The sequence below is a fragment of the Enterobacter sp. BRE11 genome (assembly GCF_031844285.1).
Classification (GTDB): domain Bacteria; phylum Pseudomonadota; class Gammaproteobacteria; order Enterobacterales; family Enterobacteriaceae; genus Pantoea.
The window spans coordinates 1-21,913 of record NZ_JAUZUX010000026.1 but is presented as its reverse complement, the minus strand read 5'-3'; the positions used below and the strand labels follow the sequence as shown (position 1 = coordinate 21,913).

The following is a 21,913-nucleotide window of genomic DNA, read 5'->3' as shown; positions in this document are numbered from 1 at the left end:
GTTAGTAAAGAATCGCCATCATGCTGTAATGTGATATCGATCACAAGATACCGCCCGCGCCTCCCTTGCTACTGCAAACAACAATCCAGCATCGTTTCTCTTCTCGACTCAGCGAACTGGTCTACAGTTAAAAGGTCGGCAGCGCACGCAGGTCGCTTAAAATTCAGGAAAAATTGCGCCCGTCTGACCGTTCGTTTTGCAGATTGCTTTTTCCGTCAGGCTGGCTCTCTGCTGCTTTTTAGCCTGACGGTTATGGAGTGGCATGACGTGTTGACCCTGCTTAATCTTCTCTCCGCCGTTGCCCTGCTGGTATGGGGCACCCATATCGTGCGTTCCGGCATTATGCGCGTCTTCGGCGCCGACCTGCGCCGCGTGCTCAGCCGCAGCATCGAAAAGAAACCCATGGCTTTTCTGGCGGGTATCGGCGTAACCACGCTGGTGCAGAGCAGTAACGCCACCACGCTGCTGGCGACCTCGTTTGTGGCGCAGAAGCTGATGGGCCTGACGCCTGCGCTGGTGGTGGTGCTGGGCGCCGACGTCGGCACCGCTATCATGGCGCGTATTTTGACCTTCGATCTCTCCTGGCTGTCGCCGCTGTTTATCTTCTTCGGCGTGGTCTTTTTCCTGTCGCGCAAGCAGACGCGCATCGGCCAGATGGGCCGCGCCAGCATCGGGCTCGGGCTGATTTTGCTGGCGCTGCAGCTGATTGTCAGCGCTGCCCGGCCGATTACGCAGGCAGCTGGGGTGCAGGTGCTCTTCTCCAGCCTGACCGGCGATATTCTGCTGGATGCGCTCATCGGTGCGGTCTTCGCCATTATCAGCTACTCCAGCCTGGCGGCGGTGCTGATTACCGCCACGCTGACCGCCGCAGGCGTCATCTCGTTCAAAGTGGCGCTCTGTCTGGTCATCGGCGCCAACCTCGGCAGCGGCCTGCTGGCAATGCTGAACGCCAGCGGCTCCAACGCCGCCGGTAAGCGGGTGGCGCTCGGCAGCCTGCTGTTCAAACTGCTCGGATCGCTGGCGGTGCTGCCCTTTATCAACCTGCTGGCCCCCTGGCTGGATAAGATGCCGGTCAACGACGAAGAGCTGGTGATCTTCTTTCACGTCTTCTACAACCTGATCCGCTGCCTGATTATGGTGCCCTTTGCCGACCCGATGGCGCGGCTCTGCACCCGCCTTATTGGCGACGATGCTGAGGCGGAGATGGCGATGAAGCCTCGCCATCTCGACCGCAGCGCGCTGGATACGCCGACGCTGGCGCTGGTCAACGCCGCGCGCGAGACGCTGCGCATCGGCGACGTGCTGGAGATGATGCTGGAGGCGTTTAATAAAGTGGTGCACGGCGAAGTGCGCGAAGAGCGCACGGTGCGGCGGCTGGATGATGACGTGGACGTGCTCTATACCGCCATCAAGCTCTATCTGGCGCGCATGCCGAAAGAGGATCTGTCGGAGGAGGATTCGCGCCGCTGGGGTGAAATTATTGAGATGTCGCTCAATCTTGAGCAGGCGGGCGACATTATCGAACGCATGAGCGGCGACGTGGCGGATAAGGCGCTGACGCCGCGTCGCGCCTTCTCGGCGGAGGGCATCAGGGAGTTAGAGACGCTGCATGAGCAGCTGCTGGCGAACCTGCGCCTCAGCCTGTCGGTGTTTCTCTCGCGCGACGTCACCAGCGCGAAACGGCTGCGCCGCGCCAAGCACCGCTTCCGCATTCTGATTCGTCGTTTTTCGCATGCGCATGTCGAGCGGCTGCATCAAAAGAACGTCCAGAGCATTGAAACCAGCTCGCTGCATCTAGGTCTGCTGGGCGATATGAAGCGTCTGAATTCGCTGCTGTGCAGCGTGGCCTATACGCTGCTGGAGCAGCCGGACGACGAGCGGGACGAGGAGTGAAGCGGGGGCGCCCGGCCCCCGCTCTGTTACTTTTTGTCGACCGGTTTGCCTGACCAGTAGCCCGCCAGCAGCGAACCAGAAAGATTGTGCCAGACCGAAAAGAGCGCGCCCGGCAGCGCGGCCAGCGGCGAGAAGTAGAGCTTGCCCAGCGTCGCCGCCAGCCCGGAGTTCTGCATGCCAACCTCCAGCGCCAGCGTGCGGCAGGTCGACTCGTCGAAGCCGAACAGCTTGCCGCCCCAGTAGCCGCCCAGCAGCCCGATGGCGTTATGCATCACCACGGCGGCGATGACCATCAGGCCGACCGATCCGATAAAGCTCTGGCTGCCCGCCACCACGGCGCTGATGATCAACAAAATGCATACCATTGAGAACGCCGGCAGATAAGGCTCGATACGGCGTACCAGGCCGTTAAAGCTGTGATGGACGATCAGCCCCAGGCTAATCGGGATCGCCACGATCTTCACGATGCTGAGCAGCATGCCCACCACATCTACCTGAATATGCGTATCGACGTAGAATCGCGTCAGCAGCGGCGTTGCGAAAACGCCCACCAACGCGGAGACCGAAGAGATGGTCACCGACAGCGCGACGTCACCTTTCGCCAGATAGATCATCACGTTCGAGGCGGTGCCGCTGGCCACGCTGCCCACCAGGATCATGCCTGCGGCGAGATCCGGCGGCATCTGGAACAGCTTCGCCAGCGCCCAGGCGGCGAGCGGCATCACCAGATAGTGCAGAAAGGTGCCGGCGATCACCGGCGCCGGACGCACCAGCACGCGTTTGAAATCGTCGATATTAAGCGTAACGCCCATACCAAACATAATCAGCATCAGCAGCCAGGAGACCCAGGGTCCGATGCCGAGAAAGGTGCCGGGCGAGTAGTAGGCGGCCACCGAGAGCAGCACGGCCCACAGCGGAAACAGGCGGGTTAATTTGGCGAGCATAGCCAGACTTCCTTCTTTGTATGTTGTGTTTTTTCGCGGATTTGCCACAGAGAAACGCGACGCAGGAACGGGTGCGCCAGCGGAGCAGGATCATAACATTTCGTTATCGCGAGGTGAGGCCAGAAGGGAAAATGGGGATCGACTGCTGCCGATCCGCCAGACAGGGCCAGCAATACGCTGGCTTTTACGCAAAAAAGCGGTCGATCGCACCAGCCGGATCCGATCCGGCCGGGCAGATCCTTACTCGAACAGGTTTTTATGCAGCGCGCGCACCACGCTTTCTGCATCTTCGCCCGGCACCAGGAAACAGAGGTTGTAGCTGCTGGCGCCGTAGCAGATCAGGCGCAGGTTAAACGGCTCAAGCGTGCCGAACACCTCTTTGCCAACGCCGCGCGCTCGGGAAAGGTTGTTGCCGATGAGCGCCACCAGCGCCAGGTTCTCTTCTACTTCAACGCGGCAAAGTGACGACAGCTCCGTCAGCAGCGCCTGGGTCAGCAGGCTGTCGCCGGTGGAGGTCGAGCCGGTGGTGTCGAGCGTCAGCGCCACGCTCACTTCCGAGGTGGTAATCAGATCCACGGAGATATTATGGCGCGCCAGAATAGTGAACACTTCGACGAGGAAGCCGCGCGAGTGCAGCATGTTCAGGCTGTGCAGCGTCAGCAGCGTCTGGCGACGACGCAGCGCCAACGCGCGGAACAGCGGCGGGTTGGCGGTTTCGCGATGCACGCGCGTGCCGCCGGCGGCGGGATCTTTGCTTGAGCCGACAAACACAGGAATGTCGCTGCGCACCGCCGGCAGCAGCGTCGCCGGATGCAGCACCTTAGCGCCGAAGATCGCCATTTCGGTCGCCTCTTCAAAGGTGATGTCGTCGATACGCTTCGCGGACGGCACCACGCGCGGGTCGGTGGTGTAGATGCCCGCCACGTCGGTCCAGATATCGACGCGCGCCGCTTTCAGCGCCTCGCCGAGCAGCGCGGCGGTATAGTCGCTGCCGCCGCGTCCCAGCGTGGTTGTGCGGCCCTTTTGCTCGCTGCCGATAAAGCCCTGGGTAATCACCAGCGACTGCGCCAGACGCGGCGTCAGCAGCGCGGCGGCCTGTTCGGCCAGCGTCGCGATTTCCGGCTCGGCGCGGCCGAAACGGTCATTGGTGCGCATCACTTTACGCACGTCGAACCACTCCGCCTCAACCTGACGCTCGCGCAGGATCTCCACGAACAGCAGCGTGGACATCAGCTCGCCGTGGCTGACCAGTTCATCGGTAAGCGCGTTGGAGGTCGCCAGCGAGGCGGCGTCGGAAAGCATGGTGATGTTTTCGAGCATGCGGTCGATTTCATCACGGATAACGGCCGGATTTTGCAGGCGTTCGACAATCGCATACTGGATGCGGCGAATTTCGTCCAGCAGGTAAGCGCGCTGCGCCTGCTCCTGGCCTTCCGCCAGCGAAACCAGCAGGTTGGTCACGCCCGCCGAGGCGGAGAGCACCACCAGACGCGTGTTGGCATTGGCCAGCACCACATCGGCGCTGCGGTTCATAGCATCGAAATCGGCAACGCTGGTGCCGCCGAATTTCGCCACGATCAGAGTTTGAGACATGTACGACCTCGTGTCAGGTTATCTTCTCCCGCGTTTATGGGACGGGAGACATTGTATCAGCCTTGGCACAAGGGAAGAGCAGAATTGGGCAGACAAGATCAGGAGACGAGTCACCCAGAAGCACTTCACCTTGCGAAGCGACCGACTGTGGACGCCTCTGGTGACAACCCAGGGGATTCAGCCCCTGCAGCCGACAGGCAACACTCCGTGTGTTGACCACCTCGGCGTCGCTCCCCCTGATGTGTTATCCCCGGATACGGTTCCTCCAACACACTGCCTGGGCGACGCGCCTCTTCTGGCTTGCGCACGGGTGCGCAAGTAGCCGCATAAAAATACCGGGTCATAAGGTTGCTGTCTACGTCTGTCGGCGATTTGCTGCGCCCGCAGCGCTAAATGGCCCTCTTCAGACCGGTTTATTCTGATTCGGCACAAGGTTCAGCAGCGCCATTCACGGCACAATACGCGCCGACTGAACTGAACATCGCCCGCGGCGACTGGCTAAAACGGCGCACGCTTTCCGGCGCGCGATCTGCTGCCGCCTGCTGCAAAGGTGACGCCGCCGACAAAATTTTTCCTTTCAGCGGACACTATTGTCATACTGAAACGCTATAGGGTGTGGTTACCCACGATGGAATGACGGTTCTTAAATCAACAAGAGTGTTGCCATGAAAAATATCAATCCGACCCAAACCGCAGCCTGGAAAGCGCTGCAACAGCATTTTGAACAGATGAAATCGGTGACTATCGCCGAGCTGTTCGCCCAGGATGCCGATCGTTTTGCTACATTCTCCGCCACCTTTGACGACCAGATGCTGGTGGATTTTTCGAAAAACCGCATTACCCAGGAGACGCTGGACAAGCTGCAGGCGCTGGCGAAAGAGACCGACCTGAGCGGTGCGATTAAATCGATGTTCTCTGGCGAGAAGATCAACCGCACCGAAGATCGCGCCGTGCTGCACGTCGCGCTGCGCAACCGCAGCAATACGCCGATTCTGGTAGACGGCAAAGATGTAATGCCGGAAGTGAACGCGGTGCTGGAGAAGATGAAGCACTTCTCCGAGCGTATTATCAGCGGCGAGTGGAAAGGCTATACCGGCAAAGCGATCACCGACGTGGTGAATATCGGCATCGGCGGATCGGATCTGGGTCCGTTTATGGTAACGGAGGCGCTGCGCCCCTATAAGAACCACCTCAATATGCACTTCGTCTCCAACGTGGACGGCACGCATATCGCGGAAACCCTGAAAGATCTCAGCCCGGAAACCACGCTGTTCCTGGTGGCGTCGAAAACCTTCACCACCCAGGAAACCATGACCAACGCCCACAGCGCGCGCGACTGGTTTCTGAAAACCGCCGGCGATCGGCAGCATGTGGCGAAACATTTCGCCGCGCTCTCCACCAATGCGAAAGCGGTGGGCGAATTCGGCATCGATACTGCCAATATGTTTGAGTTCTGGGACTGGGTCGGCGGTCGCTACTCGCTCTGGTCAGCCATCGGCCTGTCAATTATCCTCTCTATCGGCTTCGACAACTTCGAGCAGCTGCTGAGCGGCGCGCATGCCATGGACCAGCACTTCTCCACCACGCCAGCCGAGCAGAACCTGCCGGTGCTGCTGGCGCTGATCGGCATCTGGTACAACAACTTCTTCGGCGCCGAGACCGAAGCGATCCTGCCTTACGATCAGTACATGCACCGCTTCGCGGCCTACTTCCAGCAGGGCAATATGGAGTCTAACGGCAAGTACGTCGATCGCGACGGTAACCCGGTAGATTACCAGACCGGCCCGATTATCTGGGGCGAGCCGGGCACCAATGGCCAGCATGCGTTCTACCAGCTGATCCATCAGGGCACCAAGCTGGTACCGTGCGACTTTATCGCGCCAGCCATTACCCACAACGCGCTGGCGGATCACCACCAGAAACTGCTCTCTAACTTCTTCGCCCAGACCGAAGCGCTGGCGTTCGGTAAGTCGCGCGACGTGGTAGAGAAAGAGTTTACCGACGCCGGCAAGTCTGCCGAGTCTGTCGCACATATCGTGCCGTTCAAGGTGTTTGAAGGCAATCGCCCGACCAACTCCATCCTGCTGCGCGAGATCACCCCCTATAGCCTTGGCGCGCTGATTGCGCTTTACGAGCACAAGATCTTCACGCAGGGCGCGATCCTGAATATCTTCACCTTCGATCAGTGGGGCGTTGAGTTAGGCAAGCAGCTGGCTAACCGTATTCTGCCGGAGCTGGAAAGCAGCGCCGATATTACCAGCCACGACAGTTCCACTAATGGCTTAATTAATCGCTATAAATCCTGGCGTTAATAAGCGCTGAATTGGGTAAAGGCGACCGCGAGGTCGCCTTTTTTTTACTACAGCGAACAAAATAACCACACTGGCGCAGAAAATATGCGCAGTGCAGACGGGATAATTCTTAAATTACGCTGAGATTCCTCTGAAGCTGACGCGGGAAATACCTCTTTTCTCGCGTTTTAAATGGCCCTTACTCGTCCACTACTCTTTGCTTAAACGCTGTTTTTTAAAGAAATTTAATTTCCAGGCACTCCGGCAAAATCTGATAATACCGTTTTCGGTCCAGCCATTAATAAAAAAGCGTAAAACGCTTTGCATTTAATTTTCCACCAGCAATAAATTCTGACTTCAGTCAAATCATGCTAATAAAAAGGGGGTTATCGCTGTCTGGCCCTCTTTTTGGCCAAAATAAACCGCCCTTTCCAACCGCTTTTTCCCGCGCTGAACTCTGGTAATTTGTTGCCCTATACTGAACGCGCCCGTAACGGGCATATCCTTCATTCACTCAATGCAGGACAAGCTGTATGAAAAAAATCATGGTTGCCGGAGCAGCCGTACTATACGTCGCAGCGCATTCCGTGGCTTTTGCCGCCCCGGAAGAAGCGGGTGCCGCAGCGGGCGCGCAGGCGGGAGCAATCTCCGCCGGCACCTCAACCGCTGTCGGTATCGGCGCGCTCGGTGCATTAGTCGGTGTCGGCATTGCCGCTTCTGGCGGTGGTGACGGCGCGAATACCGGTACAACAACCACGACCACAACGAGCACCACTCGTTGACGTAGCACCTTTAAACATAACCACACAGCCGTGTGGTTATTTTTTGCTTTGGCTTCTTTTACAGGGACACACAGTGCGCCAACTTCCTTTGTTGCTGGCTTGCCTGCTGCTGCAGGCCTGCACGCAGACGCAAAAAGGGCTGGAACAGACCGTCATGATGGCGGTTTCCGGCCCCGATGACGTGATTAAAACCGACCAGCAGATCGCCGATTTGCCCTACGCCAGCCTCTACGCGCGAATTAATGAAGGCCCGCAGATTTTCGTGGTGCTGGGCTATAACGAAAATGGCCAGCAGAAGTGGATCACGCAGGACAACGCCATGCTGGTGACCCGGCATGGTCGCCTGGTGAAAACGCTCGGCCTGCCGGATAACCTGCAGGAAGTGAGCAATCTGCCGCAGGATCCGCTGGCGGATGCGCTCCATCTGCGCGACGGCGCCAGCTGGACGCGCATCGCGCAGTGGACCGAACACGGCGAGACGCGCGCCGCGACGGTGAGTTCGCGCTTTACGCGCGGCGCTGACGAGGTGCTGACGCTGGCGGGCCGCCGCGTTCCCTGCCGCGTCTGGATCGAGCAGGCGCGCATCGAGGCCACCGGCCGCGCGTGGGAGAACACCTTCTGGATCGATAACAGCAGCGGCGATGTGGTGCAGGCGCGCCAGATGCTGGCTGCGGACGCCTTCCCTGTTGCCACCACCCTTCTGAAGCCGGCGAAATCATGAAAACAACACTCTCTTTGCTGGCCGCCCTGATGCTGGCCGGCAGCAGCGCCGCATGGGCGGCGGGTCAGGTGACGGTGCATAGCGCGCAAGGCAGCGCCACGCTCGAAAACGTGCAGGATCTGGCGCAGCTTACCACGCAGCCTGCGCTGATGGAGGCCGTCTGGTGGCGCGGCGCGGCGATCGCGGAGCGACACGCCAGCGCGGCTGCACAGCGCCAGCAACAGCAGACGCTGGCCGATCTGCGCGCCTGGCAGGCGCAGAGCAGCGGCGATCGCGCCGCCGCTATCGGCGAGGTGCTGCGCCAGCTCAGCGCCGTCAAGGTTGCTGGTCGCCAGTTCGTCTCGCTCGACCCCGACCAGATCCGCCTTCACCCCGAGAGCAACCGTCGCCTGGAGGGCCGCTACGACCTCTGGCTGACGCCGCCGTCCGACAGCGTATGGCTGCTGGGTGCGCTGAGCGGCGCAGGCAGAGTCAGCTGGCAGCCGGGCCAGACGGTGCGCGGCTATCTGGCGCAGCATCCGCCTCTTTCCGGCGCAGAGAAGAGCTACGCCACGGTGATCGCCCCCTCCGGCGAAACGCAGCGCGTGCCGGTGGCCTACTGGAATCAGCGCCACCGGGAAGTCGCGCCCGGCAGCATTATCTGGCTGGGATTCTCCTCCTGGAGCCTGCCTGACGCGTATGGCGATTTGAACCAGCGCATGATTTCTGTTCTGACTCACCGGGTGCCAGAGTGATGAATAAACGACTTCTTTTCAGCCTGCTGGCTGTTTCCGTGGCCGCCGCATGCCAGGCGCAGGCCGAAACCTTTCCCGATCCGGTGGGCCCGTCGCAGTCTGACTTCGGCGGCGTCGGCCTGTTGCAGGTGCCGACCGCGCGCATGGCGCGTGAGGGCGAGTTCAGCCTGAACTTCCGCGACAACGATCAGTATCGCTACTACTCCGCCTCGCTGCAGCTGCTGCCCTGGCTGGAGACGACAGTGCGCTATACCGACGTGCGCACGCGACGCTATAGCGCCGTGGAGAGCTTCAGCGGCAACCAGAGCTACAAAGACAAGGCGTTCGACCTCAAGCTGCGCCTGCTGAAAGAGAGCTACTGGCTGCCGGAGATCGCTTTAGGCTCGCGCGATCTCGGCGGCACCGGCCTGTTCGACAGCGAATATCTGGTGGCGAGCAAAGCCTGGGGCCCCTTCGACTTTACGCTCGGGCTCGGCTGGGGCTATCTCGGCAATAGCGGCACGGTAAAAAACCCCTTCTGCTCCTACAGCGACAGCTACTGCCAGCGGCCCGGCGTCGGCGAGGCGGGTTCGATCAACGGCTCGCAGATGTTTCACGGCCCGTCGGCGCTGTTTGGCGGCGTGGAGTATCAGACGCCGTGGCAGCCGCTGCGCCTCAAGCTGGAGTATGAAGGCAACGACTATCAGGATGACTTCGCCGGCAGGCTCGAACAGCGCAGCAAGGTCAACGTCGGCGCGATTTATCGCGTTACCGACTGGGCCGATATCAACGCCAGCTACGAGCGCGGCAACACCTTTATGTTCGGCGTGACGGTGCGCACCAACTTCAACGATCTGCGCCAGACGCATATCGACAGCGCGAAGCCCGCCTACCGTCCTCAGCCGCAGGAGCGCATGCTGGAGCCGACCGTGGTCGCCAGCCAGCTGAGCGATCTGAAGTACAACGCCGGACTGAGCGGGCCGCGCATTCAGACCCGAGGCAGCACGCTCTTCGTCTCCGGCGAGCAGACCAAATATCGCGATACGCGCGAAGGGGTCGATCGCGCCAACCGCATCATTATGAATAACCTGCCGGCGGGCATCGACACGATCGAGGTGACCGAGTCGCGCTTCAATATGCCGCAGGTCACGACGCGCACCGACGTCAGCAGCCTGCGCAATGAGCTGGCTGGCTATCCGCTCGGCCAGGAGCAGCCGCTGCGCCAGACGCGCGAGAACCCGGTGGATGCAGGCGAGACTGAGCAAGGCTTCTTTATTCGTAAAGAGCGCCTCAACTACAGCCTGTCCCCGGTGCTGAACCAGTCAGTCGGCGGCCCGGAAAGCTTTTACATGTATCAGGTCGGCGTGATGGGCAACCTGGATTACTGGTTTACCGATCATCTGCTGGTGGGCGGCAGCCTGTTCGGCAACCTCGCCAATAACTACGACAAGTTCAACTACAACGGCGCACCCTCTGACTCGACGCTGCCGCGCGTCCGCACCCATATTCGTGACTACGTTGAGAACAATGTCTACGTTAACGATCTGCAGGCCAACTACATGGGTTACCTCGGCAACGGCTTCTACGGCCAGATGTACGGCGGTTACCTGGAGACCATGTACGGCGGCGTCGGCGGCGAGATGCTCTACCGGCCGATCGACAGCAACTGGGCCGTTGGCGTCGACGCCAACTACGTGCGCCAGCGCGACTGGGACAACATGATGCAGTTCACCAACTACAAGGCGCCGACCGGCCATGTAACGGCGTACTGGCGTCCGTGGTTTATGCAGGATCTGCTGGTGAAGGCGAGCGTCGGGCAATATCTGGCCAAAGACAAAGGCGTGACGCTCGACGTGTCGAAGCGCTTCGACAGCGGCGTGATGGTGGGCGTCTATGCCACCAAAACCAACGTGTCGTCGGAACAGTATGGCGAAGGGGATTTCACCAAAGGTTTCTACCTGTCGATTCCGATGGATCTCTTTACCGTGACGCCAACGCGCGGCCGCGCGCAGGTGAACTGGGTGCCGCTGACGCGTGACGGCGGGCAAATGCTGGGACGCAAGTATCAGCTGTATGACCTGACGTCAGATCGCGACGCGCGTTTCAATTGATGAACAAAGGCGGCCTGATGGCCGCCTTTGTTATTGGTCAATGCAGATCGCAAAGTCATTCAAGGCATTCCTGCTCGTTCGGCCCGCGCCACCTGCCTTTTAACTTTCGAAGCTGTCCGTGGTTTTAATCCGCGTCATACCCTAAATTCGGCGCCAGCCAGCGCTCAACCTCGCTCACCGCCATGCCCTTACGCGCCGCATAATCCTCGACCTGATCGCGCTGGATCTGCGCCACCGCGAAGTAGCGGCTATCGGAATGACTGAAGTACCAGCCTGACACCGACGCGCCCGGCCACATGGCGAAGGATTCGGTGAGCTTCATGCCGGTGTGGGTTTCCACATCCAGCAGCTGCCAGATCGCCGCTTTCTCGGTATGTTCCGGACAGGCGGGATAGCCCGGCGCGGGACGAATGCCCTGATAATTTTCGCGGATCAGCTCTTCGTTGCTGAGGTTCTCATGGGCGGCAAAGCCCCAGATCACCTTACGCACCCGCTCGTGCAGATACTCGGCGAAGGCTTCCGCCAGCCGATCGGCCACCGCTTTCACCATGATTTTGTTGTAGTCGTCGTGCTGCGCGTCATACGCCTCCGCCAGCGCATCCTCTTCCAGGCCGCCGGTCACGGCGAAGGCGCCCAGATAGTCCGCCTTGCCGCTCCCTTTCGGCGCGACATAATCGGCCAGACAGTAGTTGGGAAAATCGCTCTTCTCCGTCTGCTGGCGCAGATGATGACTGACAGCAACCACCTCGCGGCGGCTCTCGTCGCGATAAATCTCAATATCGTCGCCGACGCGGTTAGCCGGGAAAATGCCTACTACGCCGCGTGGCGTCAGCGCTTTTTGCGCGCTCAGCCTGTCCAGCATCCCGTTGGCGTCGGCAAACAGACGTTTTGCCTCTTCGCCAACCACCTCATCCTCCAGAATGCGCGGATACTTGCCCGCCAGCGACCAGGTCATAAAGAATGGCGTCCAGTCGATGTAGTTGCGCAGCGTATCGATGCCGACCGCTATCTCACTGACGCCGAGACGGTGCGCCACCGGCGGCGTATAGCCTTCCCAGTCAATGGCGACCGCATTGTCGCGCGCAGCCTGCAGCGAAACCGGCGGCGTGCGCGGTTTCTTACGCGCGTGCTGGATGCGCACGGTTTCGTACTCCTTGCGCATGCGCGCCACAAAATCCTCTTTCAGCGTCGAGGAGAGCAGCGACGACACCACGCCCACGGTGCGCGAGGCGTTCTGCACGTAGACCGTCGGCCCGCTGTAGTTCTGCTCGATCTTCACGGCGGTGTGCGCCTTTGAGGTGGTGGCACCGCCAATCAGCAGCGGCAGCGTAAAGCCCTGACGCTCCATCTCTTTGGCAACGTTAACCATCTCATCCAGCGACGGCGTAATCAGCCCCGACAGCCCGATAATATCGGCTTTCTGTTCGATGGCGGTTTTCAGAATCTTGTCGCTCGGCACCATCACGCCAAGGTCAATAATCTCGTAGTTGTTGCACTGCAGCACCACGCCGACGATATTCTTGCCGATGTCGTGCACGTCGCCTTTTACCGTCGCCAGCACGATTTTGCCGTTGCTGCGGCCCGCCTCTTTGCTGGCCTGAATATAGGGTTCAAGATAAGCCACCGCCTGTTTCATCACGCGCGCCGACTTCACCACCTGCGGCAGAAACATCTTCCCTTCACCGAACAGGTCGCCCACGACGTTCATGCCCGCCATTAGCGGACCTTCAATCACCTCAATCGGGCGCGCCGACGCCTGGCGCGCCGCCTCGGTGTCCTGCTCAATAAACTCGGTGATGCCTTTTACCAGCGAATATTCAAGACGCTTAACCACATCCCAGCTGCGCCATTCCGCCTGCTGCCTCTCCTCGCCGCCGTTGCCTTTACTGGTGCGATACTGCTCCGCCAGCGCCAGCAGGCGTTCGGTGCCGTCGTCGCGACGATTCAGGATGACATCCTCGACCGCCTCGCGCAGCTCGGCGGGCAGATCGTCGTAAATCGCCAGCTGACCGGCGTTAACGATGCCCATATCCATGCCGTTGCGAATGGCGTAATAGAGGAACACGGCATGGATGGCTTCGCGCACCGGATCGTTGCCGCGAAACGAGAAGGAGACGTTAGAGACGCCGCCAGAGATCATCGCGTGCGGCAGCTCGCGCTTGATGTCCTCGCAGGCGCCGATAAAGTCCATGGCGTAGTTGTTGTGCTCCTCGATGCCGGTGGCGACGGCAAAGATATTCGGGTCGAAGATAATGTCTTCCGGCGGGAAGCCGACCTGCTCGGTAAGAATGTTATAGGCGCGGCGGCAGATCTCGATTTTGCGCGCGCGCGTATCCGCCTGGCCCGCTTCGTCGAAGGCCATCACCACCATCGCTGCGCCGTAGCGGCGCACCAGCCGCGCGTGGTGGATAAAGGTCTCCTCGCCCTCTTTCATCGAGATCGAGTTGACGATGCCTTTGCCCTGGATGCACTGCAGCCCCTTTTCAATCACCTCCCACTTTGAGGAGTCGATCATAATCGGCACCCGTGCGATATCGGGCTCGCCGGCGATCAGGTTAAGAAAGCGCACCATCGCCGCTTCGGCGTCGAGCATGCCCTCATCCATATTGATGTCGATCACCTGCGCGCCGTTCTGCACCTGCTGCAGCGCCACTTCCAGCGCCTCGTTATATTTCTCTTCTTTAATCAGTCGCTTGAATTTGGCCGAGCCGGTGACGTTGGTGCGCTCGCCCACGTTGACGAACAGCGTGTCGCCGCTGATGTTAAGCGGCTCAAGCCCGGAGAGACGACAGGCGACCGGCAGTTCAGGCAGTTTGCGCGGCGCCACCCCGGCGACGATATCCGCCATCGCCCTGATATGCTGCGGCGTGGTGCCGCAGCAGCCGCCAATAATGTTGAGAAAACCGGCGCGCGCCCATTCGCCGATCTGATCGGCCATGACGTCGGCATCAAGATCGTATTCACCGAAGGCGTTGGGGAGTCCGGCGTTCGGGTGCGCGGTGACATAGCACTCGGCGATGCGCGACAGCTCCGCCACATACTGACGCAGTTCGTCCGGCCCGAGCGCGCAGTTGAGGCCGAACGATAGCGGCTCGGCGTGGCGCAGTGAATTATAGAACGCTTCCGTGGTCTGGCCGGAGAGCGTACGGCCAGAGGCGTCGGTAATGGTGCCAGAGATCATCAGCGGCAGATTAACGCCCAGCGCCTCCATTTCGGTCTGCACCGCGAAAATCGCCGCTTTGGCGTTCAGCGTGTCAAATACCGTTTCGATCATGATGAGATCGGCGCCGCCTTTAACCAGCGCGCGCGTCGATTCGCGGTAGGCGTCTACCAGCTGGTTAAAGGTGACGTTGCGGTAAGCGGGATCGTTGACGTCCGGCGAGATTGAGCAGGTGCGGTTGGTTGGGCCGAGCACGCCAGCGACGTAGCGCGGACGATGGGGGGTTTTCGCCGTCCACTCGTCGCAGCAGGCGCGCGCCAGTCGGGCAGCCTCGACGTTAATCTCCGCCGAAAGCGCTTCCATCTGGTAATCCGCCATCGCAATGGTGGTGGCGTTAAAAGTATTGGTTTCCAGAATATCGGCGCCCGCTTCCAGATAAGCGTGGTGGATCTCGCGGATCACGTCAGGCTTGCTGAGCACCAGCAGATCGTTGTTGCCTTTGAGATCGCAGGGCCAGTCGCCGAAGCGGCTGCCGCGAAAATCCTGCTCATCCAGCCTGTAGCTCTGGATCATTGTGCCCATGCCGCCGTCCAGCACCATGATGCGTTGCGCGAGCTGCTGATGCAGCGCTTCGATTCTGTTGCTCACTCTTGCCTCGTTTAGCTCAGTTTACTGGCTAAAACGCCAGCGCCTCATACTGTCATAACTTACGCAGGGGAGAAAGCCGCAGCAGGTGAGACATTTTCAGGCAAATCGCGCAACAGATCGGACCAGAACGCGCGGGTTTGCAAATTGCCCAATTAAGCTGAAAATGATTTCCACTTTGCGCAAGGAGATACCTCAATGGTAACGCCCGTTCCCGCTAAACGCGGCAAAAAACCGCGCGGCACCCCCGCCGCGCCGTCGGCCAGCGGTCAGGTGCAGTCTCTGCAACGCGGCCTGCACCTGCTGGAGCTGATCGCCGATGCCCACGGCAGCGTGGCGCTGACCGAACTGGCGCAGCAGGCTGGATTGCCTAACTCCACCACGCACCGTTTGCTGACGACGATGCAGCAGCAAGGCTTCGTGCATCAGACCGGCGATCTTGGCCTGTGGACGATTGGCGCGCACGCCTTTGTGGTCGGCAGCAGTTTTTTGCAGAGCCGAAATCTGCTGGCGCTGGTTCATCCTGTGCTGCGCACGCTGATGGAAACCTCGGGCGAAACGGTCAATCTGGCCGTGCTGGATCTCAGCGATTATCAGGCGGTGATTATCGATCAGGTGCAGTGCACCCAGCTGATGCGCATGTCGGCGCCGATTGGCGGCAAGCTGCCGATGCACGCCTCAGGCGCGGGCAAGGCTTTTCTGGCGCACCTGAGCGATGAGCAGGTTACCGCGCTGCTGCACCAGAAAGGACTGCATTACTACACGCCCAACACCCTGATGTCGCCGCAAAGCCTGAAGGCCAATCTGGCGCAGGTGCGCAAAGGCGGCTTCGCCTTTGACGATGAGGAGCATGCGCTGGGACTGCGCTGCGTTGCCGCGCCCATCTATGACGAGCACGGCGAGCCCTTTGCCGCCCTGTCGATATCCGGGCCGATCGCGCGTATGACGGACGATCGCATTACCGAGCTGGGGGCGCTGGTGATCCGCGAGGCGCGTCAGGTGACGCTGGCCTACAGCGGCCGCTAAGCCAGCGCGCGGGCGTAGCGCACGCTGAAGCGCTGCGCCTGGCGCCAGGCCATCACTTCTTCCACATGCCCCTGCCGGATGCGCTGCTGCTGCGCACGCCACCAGCCTGCATCAAAGAGTTCAGGATGCAGCTGCTGCAGCAGCGCGCCGGTCGCGGCCTCGCTGCACAGCGCATAGCGGAAGGTTTCAGGAAAGACATCGTCCGGGCCGACGCTGTACCAGGGTTCGGCGCTCAGTTCGTCTTCGTCATAGCGCGCCTGCGGCACGTCGCGGAAGTGCAGCTCATCCATGGACCGGATTTCATCGTAGTCGTAAAACACCACGCGCCCATGCCGCGTCATGCCGAAGTTTTTAAACAGCATATCCCCTGGAAAAATATTGGCCGCCGCCAGCTGTTTGATGGCGTTGCCATACTCCTCAACCGCGTGACGGCGCTCTTCGCTGTTCGCCTGCGCCAGATAGAGGTTGAGCGGCTGCATACGCCGTTCCAGCCACAGATGGCGGATAATCAGGCGGTCACCGTCGATATGCATCTTCGTGGCAATGCTGGCCTGAAACTCCGCCATCAGCGCAGGCGGGATACGCGACAGCGGCAGCGCAAACTGCTCGAACTCCAGCGTGTCCGCCATACGTCCGACGCGGTCGTGCTCTTTGACCTGCTGATAACAGGCGCGCACCTGCGCCTCCGTCACCTCTTTCTGCGGCGCAAAGCGATCGCGGATGACCTTGAAGACGCGATCAAAGCCCGGCAGCGTAAAGACCAGCATCACCATGCCGCGCACGCCGGGCGCTATTTCGAATGCCGCGTCGCTGTGCGCCAGCGCATGCAGATAGTCGCGGTAGCTTTCGGTTTTGCCGTGCTTCTGGTAGCCGATAGCCATATAGCGTTCAGAGAGCGTTTTGCCTGGCAAAATCGGCTGGAGCCACGCCACCAGCGCAGCGGGCACCGGCGCGTGCACCATAAAGTAGGCGCGGGCAAAGCCGAACACGATGCTGGCGTCGTTAGCATCCGTCAGGCAGGTATCGATCCACAGCTCGCCCTGGACGGTGCGCTGAACCGGTAGCAGACAGGGAAAGATGGCGTGCGGCAGGTGTAAACGCGCCACAATCCACGCGGTTTTATTACGAAAAAAGAGCTCGCTGGCCACCTCCAGCGAGCCGCCATCCAGCCTGAAATGCTGTTGCAGATGGCGCAGGATGTAGCGGGCGTCGCGCGCGCGGTCCTGCCAGGGCAGCGTCAGCGTGGTATCGCGCAGCACCTGCTCCAGCATCGCCTGCCAGCCGTGCTGCGGCTGATAGCGACGCGCCAGCGGTCTTGCAGGCTGCGCGGCGCGCTGCTGGGTCGAGAAGATAAACAGCCGCTTCGGCTGCAGGTGGGTATGGCCATGCAGACGGCAGTAGACCGAATTGAAAAAGCTTTCGGCGATTTCCGCGCGCGGATAGTCCGGCAGCAGCGCTTCGTAATCCCGTTTAACCTGTAGCCAGAACGCATCGTCCCAGTGTGCCGCGCCGTTGAGTATGCGCAGCTGTTCCACCACCAGCGCGACGTGGCTATCGTAAAGGTGGATGCGCGTTTTCATCGCCTGCTGTACCGCCTGCCAGTCTGCCCGTTCGAAGCGCTGCTGTGCGCCAGCGGTAATATCAAGAAAGCGGCCATACTGCGCGTCGAAACCTTGCAGGATGGTATGAGCAATTAAGGATTCGCGTGGTGGCACAGTCACCTCCCAACAAAAGCCTGCCCAAACGCGCTGGGCAGGCAATCTGACACGGGGTTAAAACTGGTGCTGCTCGGTCGAGCCGGTCAGCGCCGTCACTGACGAATGGCCGCCCTGGATCAGCGTGGTGACCCGATCGAAGTAGCCTGTCCCGACCTCCTGCTGATGAGATGAGAAGCTGTAGCCTTTATTACGCGCCGCAAACTCCGGCTGCTGCACCTTTTCGACGTAGTGGCGCATGCCTTCGCCCTGGGCATAGGCGTGCGCCAGGTCGAACATGTTGAACCACATACTGTGAATGCCCGCCAGGGTGATGAACTGGAAGCGATAGCCCATCTCGCTCAGCGCCTGCTGAAACCCGGCAATGGCGCGGTCATCAAGGTTCTTTTTCCAGTTAAATGAGGGTGAACAGTTATAAGCCAGCAGCTTGCCGGGATAGCGGGCGTGAATAGCCGTGGCGAAGCGCTGCGCCAGCCCCAGATCCGGCGTCGAGGTTTCGCACCACAGCACATCAGCATAGGGCGCATAGGCCAGCCCGCGGCTAATCGCCTGCTCGATGCCCGCATGCGTGCGAAAGAAACCTTCCGCCGTGCGATCGCCGCGAATAAAAGGCCGATCATACTCGTCACAGTCGGAGGTAATCAGATCGGCCGCATCGGCGTCGGTGCGCGCTAACAGAATGGTCGGCACATCCATTACGTCGGCCGCCAGCCGTGCCGCCACCAGTTTCTGTATCGCTTCCTGCGTTGGTACCAGCACCTTTCCGCCCATATGACCGCACTTTTTCACCGCCGCCAGCTGATCTTCAAAATGCACCGCTGCAGCGCCGGCGCTAATCATCGCTTTCATCAGCTCGAACGCGTTGAGCACCCCGCCAAATCCCGCTTCGGCATCAGCGACAATCGGCAGGAAATAGTCGATGTACTCTTTACCGCCCGGTTCAGCGCCGCTCGCCCACTGAATTTGATCGGCGCGCTGAAAAGTCTGGTTGATGCGCTGTACCACTTCCGGCACCGAATTCACAGGATAGAGCGACTGATCGGGATACATCTGCCCGGCAAGATTGGCATCCGCCGCCACCTGCCAGCCGGAAAGGTAGATCGCTTCAATGCCCGCTTTCGCCTGCTGCAACGCCTGGCCACCGGTGAGTGCGCCGAGGCTGTTAATATAGCCTTTGCGCGCTGCGCCGTTGAGCAGCGTCCAGAGCTTTTCCGCGCCGCGCTGCGCCAGCGTGCAGGCCGGATTAACCGAGCCGCGTAGGTTAACCACCTCTTCCGCGCTGTAAGGGCGTGTAATACCTTCCCAGCGCGGTGCACGCCAGGCTTGTTCAAGCTGCTGAATCTGTTGGGTGCGAGTCATGGCAACGGCTCCTTTTTCAGGGGATCAGGCGATAGCCCGGCAGAGTAAGAAATGAAACCAGTTCGTCTTCAGTGGTGATTTGCGTCATCAGCCGCGCCGCATTGTCGTAACGCGCATCATTGAGCTGGCGTCGTTCTTCATCCAGCATGCGCAGAAAGCTTTCGGCACTGACAGGCTGGCCGTCGCTCAGGGTTTGCTGATGATGGATCCACTGCCAGATGGAGGTGCGAGCAATTTCCGCCGTGGCGGCATCTTCCATCAGACCGTCGATCGGTACGCAGCCGTTGCCGCTCAGCCAGGCCTCCAGATAACGCAGCGCAACGCGAATATTGGCGCGCATACCCGCTTCGGTGCGTTCGCCTGTGCAGGGTGCCAGCAGCTGTGCGGCGTCGACAGGCGCATCCTTTTCGCGCAGCACGTCGAGCTGGTTTTGCCGCCCGCCGAGCGCGGCGTCGAAGACGGCCATTGCCGTATCAGCCAGTCCAGGATGGGCTATCCAGGTGCCGTCATGGCCGTTATCCGCTTCACGCTGTTTATCTTCGCGCACGCGCTGCAGCACCCATTCGTTGCGCGCGGGTTCTTTGGCGGGGATTAAGGCCGACATACCGCCCATGGCGAACGCGCCGCGACGATGGCAGGTTTTCACCAGCAGTCGCGAATAAGCATCCAGGAAAGGCTGCGCCATGGTGATCGACTGTCGATCGGGCAGGATGCGGTCGCCATGCTGACGCAGCGTTTTGATATAGCTGAAGATGTAATCCCAGCGGCCGCAGTTAAGGCCGACAATATGGTCGCGCAGGTTCCACAGGATCTCATCCATCTGGAATACCGCTGGCAGGGTTTCGATCAGTACCGTGACCTTTATGGTGCCGCGCGGGAGCTGGAAGCGATCCTCAGCGAAGTTAAAGATCTCGCGCCACCATGCTGCTTCCTGCCAGCTTTCGCTTTTCGGCAGATAGAAGTAAGGTCCGCTACCTTTGCTGAGCAGCGCGGCGGCGTTGTGAAAAAAGTAGAGGGCGAAATCAAACAAGCCGCCAGGGATCGCCTTGCCCTGCCACTGCACATGTTTTTCATCCAGATGCAGACCGCGCACGCGGCACATGAGCACCGCAGGATCAGCGCGCAGCTGGTAGATCTTTCCGCTTTCGCTGGTAAAGCTGAGCGTCCCGTTTACCGCCTCACGCAGCGTTTGCTGCCCCTCCATCAGCCTGTCCCACTGCGGCGTCAGCGAGTCTTCAAAATCCGCCATATAGACTTTCACGTTAGCGTTCAGAGCGTTGATGACCATTTTGCGTTCGGGCGGCCCGGTAATTTCCACGCGCCTGTCTAACAGATCATCAGGTATGGCGCCGATGCGCCATTCACTTTCACGAATGGAAGCGGTTTCCATATCGAAGTCGGGAAGCTGACCAGCGTCATAACGCTGCTGGCGCTGCTGCCTGAGATCAAGCAGCCTTTCGCGCTCAGCGGAGAAATGCGTGACCAGTTCAAGCAAGAACCGCTGGGCCTCAGGGGTTAGCAGCTGCTGTTCCGCATGGGAGAAGGGTTGTGTGAAGGTAAGATCGCTATGAATTATCGTGTCGGTCATGCGAGATCGCTCCTGTCGCCGATCGGATCCTGTCATAGCGATCCGGTTAAAGGATAATTTTTGCGCTACAGGATCCAAGCATATACATGCTAAATTTAAAATCAAAAACTATTTCCATTTTAATTCAAAAACTCACATAACCAGCTGATTAAAGTGCGATTAAAGTTCTTTATTGAGAGAGAGAGAGGCGCTTTCAAAAAGAGAGAGGCATAAAAAAACCGTGACAGCTTTACAGCTGGCACGGTAAGGACAAACGAGGAAAACGATTATTCGAGGGTAGGATTCATGCGGCGCAGATCGAATGGCGTAATCTGGTAAACGTAATAGTTCAGCCAGTTAGAAAACAGCAGATTGCCATGGCTGCGCCAGGTGGCGCGTGGCGGCAGCTCAGGATTGTCCTGCGGGAAGTAGTTGAACGGTACCTCCGGCTGCAGGCCCGCCTCGTAGTCCCGATGGTATTCGCCTGACAGGGTCAGCGCGTCATATTCTGGATGGCCGGTGACGAAGACCAGACGCTTGTCCTTGCTGGCCATCAGATAGGCGCCGGTCTGTTCAGATTCGGCGAACAGTTCCAGATCGGTGTAATCGGTGATGAGCTGCGTCGGGAAATCAGCATAGCGCGAATGGGGCGCCAGAAAGTTATCGTCAAAACCGCGCGTCAGCAGCGCGTGAGGATGCAAAATTTGATGTTCATAGACGCCCGACAGTTTGCTTTGCCGCGTCTGTTTGGGAATGCCGTAGAGAATATTAAGCGCCGCCTGCACCGCCCAGCAGACAAAGAGCGTCGAGGTAACGTGTTCTTTCGCCCAGTGCAGCACGCGCTGGATCTGCGGCCAGTAGGCGACGTCGTTGAAATCGACCAGGCCCAGCGGTGCACCGGTGACGATCAGCCCGTCGAAGTTATCGTGCTGGATATCGTCAAAGTTGCAGTAGAAGTTATTAAGATGTTCTGTTGGCGTATTACGCGATTCGCGGCTGTCGATGCGCAGCAGCTGAATATCGATCTGTAAAGGCGAGTTAGAAAGCAGACGCAGGAATTGGTTTTCCGTCTCAATTTTTTTTGGCATCAGATTGAGAACCAGAACTTTCAACGGACGGATTTCCTGAACACTGGCGCGTGACGAGGTCATGACAAAGACATTCTCTTCACGCAAGAAATTTACTGCCGGTAATTCGTCGGGAACCCTGATTGGCATGTGCGACTTTCCTCTTTACAACCGTATATACGTTTAGACATCCAGATGCCCAACAATAGCCTGGCGGGCTGATGATGTCGAGTCTTCATGCGATTTATGAAAATCTTTCAGCTTTAAACGGCAAAAAAAAGAGGGTAAAGGTAAAAGAGGCGGTAAGGTGAGGATGTCAGGCATTA

General features: G+C 59.5%; 14 protein-coding genes and 1 riboswitch. Of the genes, 7 read left to right on the top strand and 7 right to left on the bottom strand.

All coding sequences use genetic code 11. The features are described from left to right. Nucleotides 1-267: 267 nt before the first annotated feature. On the top strand, nucleotides 268-1,893 hold the full coding sequence (locus tag Q9R34_RS20490; protein WP_485896164.1) for a Na/Pi cotransporter family protein: 1,626 nt from the start codon (nucleotides 268-270) through the stop codon (nucleotides 1,891-1,893). 26 nt (nucleotides 1,894-1,919) lie between these two features. Here Q9R34_RS20490 and panS read toward each other — a convergent pair whose 3' ends face one another. Together panS and lysC are read right to left on the bottom strand one after the other, a co-directional pair. Then, a complete protein-coding gene (gene panS / locus Q9R34_RS20485; RefSeq protein WP_434124149.1) occupies nucleotides 1,920-2,837 on the bottom strand; it encodes a ketopantoate/pantoate/pantothenate transporter PanS in 918 nt (305 codons plus the stop codon). Nucleotides 2,838-3,077: 240 nt separating this feature from the next. Further along, nucleotides 3,078-4,430 (bottom strand): lysine-sensitive aspartokinase 3, encoded by a 1,353-nt coding sequence (lysC, locus tag Q9R34_RS20480; protein WP_485896162.1) that lies wholly within the window; start codon nucleotides 4,428-4,430, stop codon nucleotides 3,078-3,080. Between the two features lie 110 nt (nucleotides 4,431-4,540). Next, nucleotides 4,541-4,733: riboswitch (Lysine riboswitch) on the bottom strand. Nucleotides 4,734-5,095: 362 nt separating this feature from the next. Here lysC and pgi point away from each other — a divergent pair. The 5 genes from pgi (at nucleotide 5,096) to Q9R34_RS20455 (ending at nucleotide 11,048) form a co-directional block, all read left to right on the top strand. Next, nucleotides 5,096-6,742: a glucose-6-phosphate isomerase gene (gene pgi, locus Q9R34_RS20475; RefSeq protein ID WP_434124147.1), complete on the top strand. Its 1,647-nt coding sequence runs from the start codon at nucleotides 5,096-5,098 to the stop codon at nucleotides 6,740-6,742. A 512-nt stretch (nucleotides 6,743-7,254) separates the two neighbouring features. After that, nucleotides 7,255-7,503, top strand: coding sequence for an exopolysaccharide production protein YjbE (gene yjbE / locus Q9R34_RS20470; protein WP_033749135.1), 249 nt, complete (start codon nucleotides 7,255-7,257; stop codon nucleotides 7,501-7,503). 73 nt (nucleotides 7,504-7,576) lie between these two features. Beyond that, nucleotides 7,577-8,224, top strand: a complete 648-nt coding sequence (locus Q9R34_RS20465; RefSeq protein ID WP_434124146.1) for a YjbF family lipoprotein — start codon at nucleotides 7,577-7,579, stop codon at nucleotides 8,222-8,224. Then, nucleotides 8,221-8,958 carry a capsule biosynthesis GfcC D2 domain-containing protein gene (locus Q9R34_RS20460; RefSeq protein WP_485896159.1) on the top strand — a complete coding sequence of 246 codons (738 nt, stop codon included), beginning with the start codon at nucleotides 8,221-8,223 and terminating at the stop codon, nucleotides 8,956-8,958. Before Q9R34_RS20465 ends, Q9R34_RS20460 begins: the two co-directional genes overlap by 4 nt. Then, the gene (locus tag Q9R34_RS20455) at nucleotides 8,958-11,048 is read left to right on the top strand and encodes a YjbH domain-containing protein (RefSeq protein WP_485896157.1); all 2,091 of its coding nucleotides are present in this window, start codon (nucleotides 8,958-8,960) and stop codon (nucleotides 11,046-11,048) included. The genes Q9R34_RS20460 and Q9R34_RS20455 overlap by 1 nt, the downstream gene beginning before the upstream one ends. A 124-nt stretch (nucleotides 11,049-11,172) precedes the next feature. Here the strand turns inward: Q9R34_RS20455 and metH are convergent, their stop codons facing one another. Continuing rightward, entirely contained in the window at nucleotides 11,173-14,856 is a 3,684-nt protein-coding gene (gene metH, locus Q9R34_RS20450; protein ID WP_485896155.1) for a methionine synthase, read from the bottom strand. Between the two features lie 195 nt (nucleotides 14,857-15,051). Between metH and iclR the strand changes: the two genes are divergently transcribed. Continuing rightward, entirely contained in the window at nucleotides 15,052-15,879 is an 828-nt protein-coding gene (gene iclR, locus Q9R34_RS20445) for a glyoxylate bypass operon transcriptional repressor IclR (RefSeq protein WP_485896153.1), read from the top strand. On the opposite strand, the gene aceK is transcribed toward iclR, so the two are convergent. The 4 genes from aceK to metA form a co-directional block, all read right to left on the bottom strand. Further along, nucleotides 15,876-17,594: a bifunctional isocitrate dehydrogenase kinase/phosphatase gene (aceK, locus tag Q9R34_RS20440; protein WP_485896151.1), complete on the bottom strand. Its 1,719-nt coding sequence runs from the start codon at nucleotides 17,592-17,594 to the stop codon at nucleotides 15,876-15,878. The two genes, iclR and aceK, sit on opposite strands and share 4 nt — an antisense overlap. Nucleotides 17,595-17,651: 57 nt before the next feature. Next, entirely contained in the window at nucleotides 17,652-18,953 is a 1,302-nt protein-coding gene (aceA, locus tag Q9R34_RS20435; RefSeq protein ID WP_485896149.1) for an isocitrate lyase, read from the bottom strand. 16 nt (nucleotides 18,954-18,969) lie between these two features. Next, nucleotides 18,970-20,541, bottom strand: a complete 1,572-nt coding sequence (gene aceB / locus Q9R34_RS20430) for a malate synthase A (protein ID WP_485896148.1) — start codon at nucleotides 20,539-20,541, stop codon at nucleotides 18,970-18,972. A gap of 266 nt (nucleotides 20,542-20,807) precedes the next feature. After that, nucleotides 20,808-21,737: a homoserine O-succinyltransferase MetA gene (metA, locus tag Q9R34_RS20425; protein ID WP_434124136.1), complete on the bottom strand. Its 930-nt coding sequence runs from the start codon at nucleotides 21,735-21,737 to the stop codon at nucleotides 20,808-20,810. Between the last annotated feature and the right edge of the window lie 176 nt (nucleotides 21,738-21,913).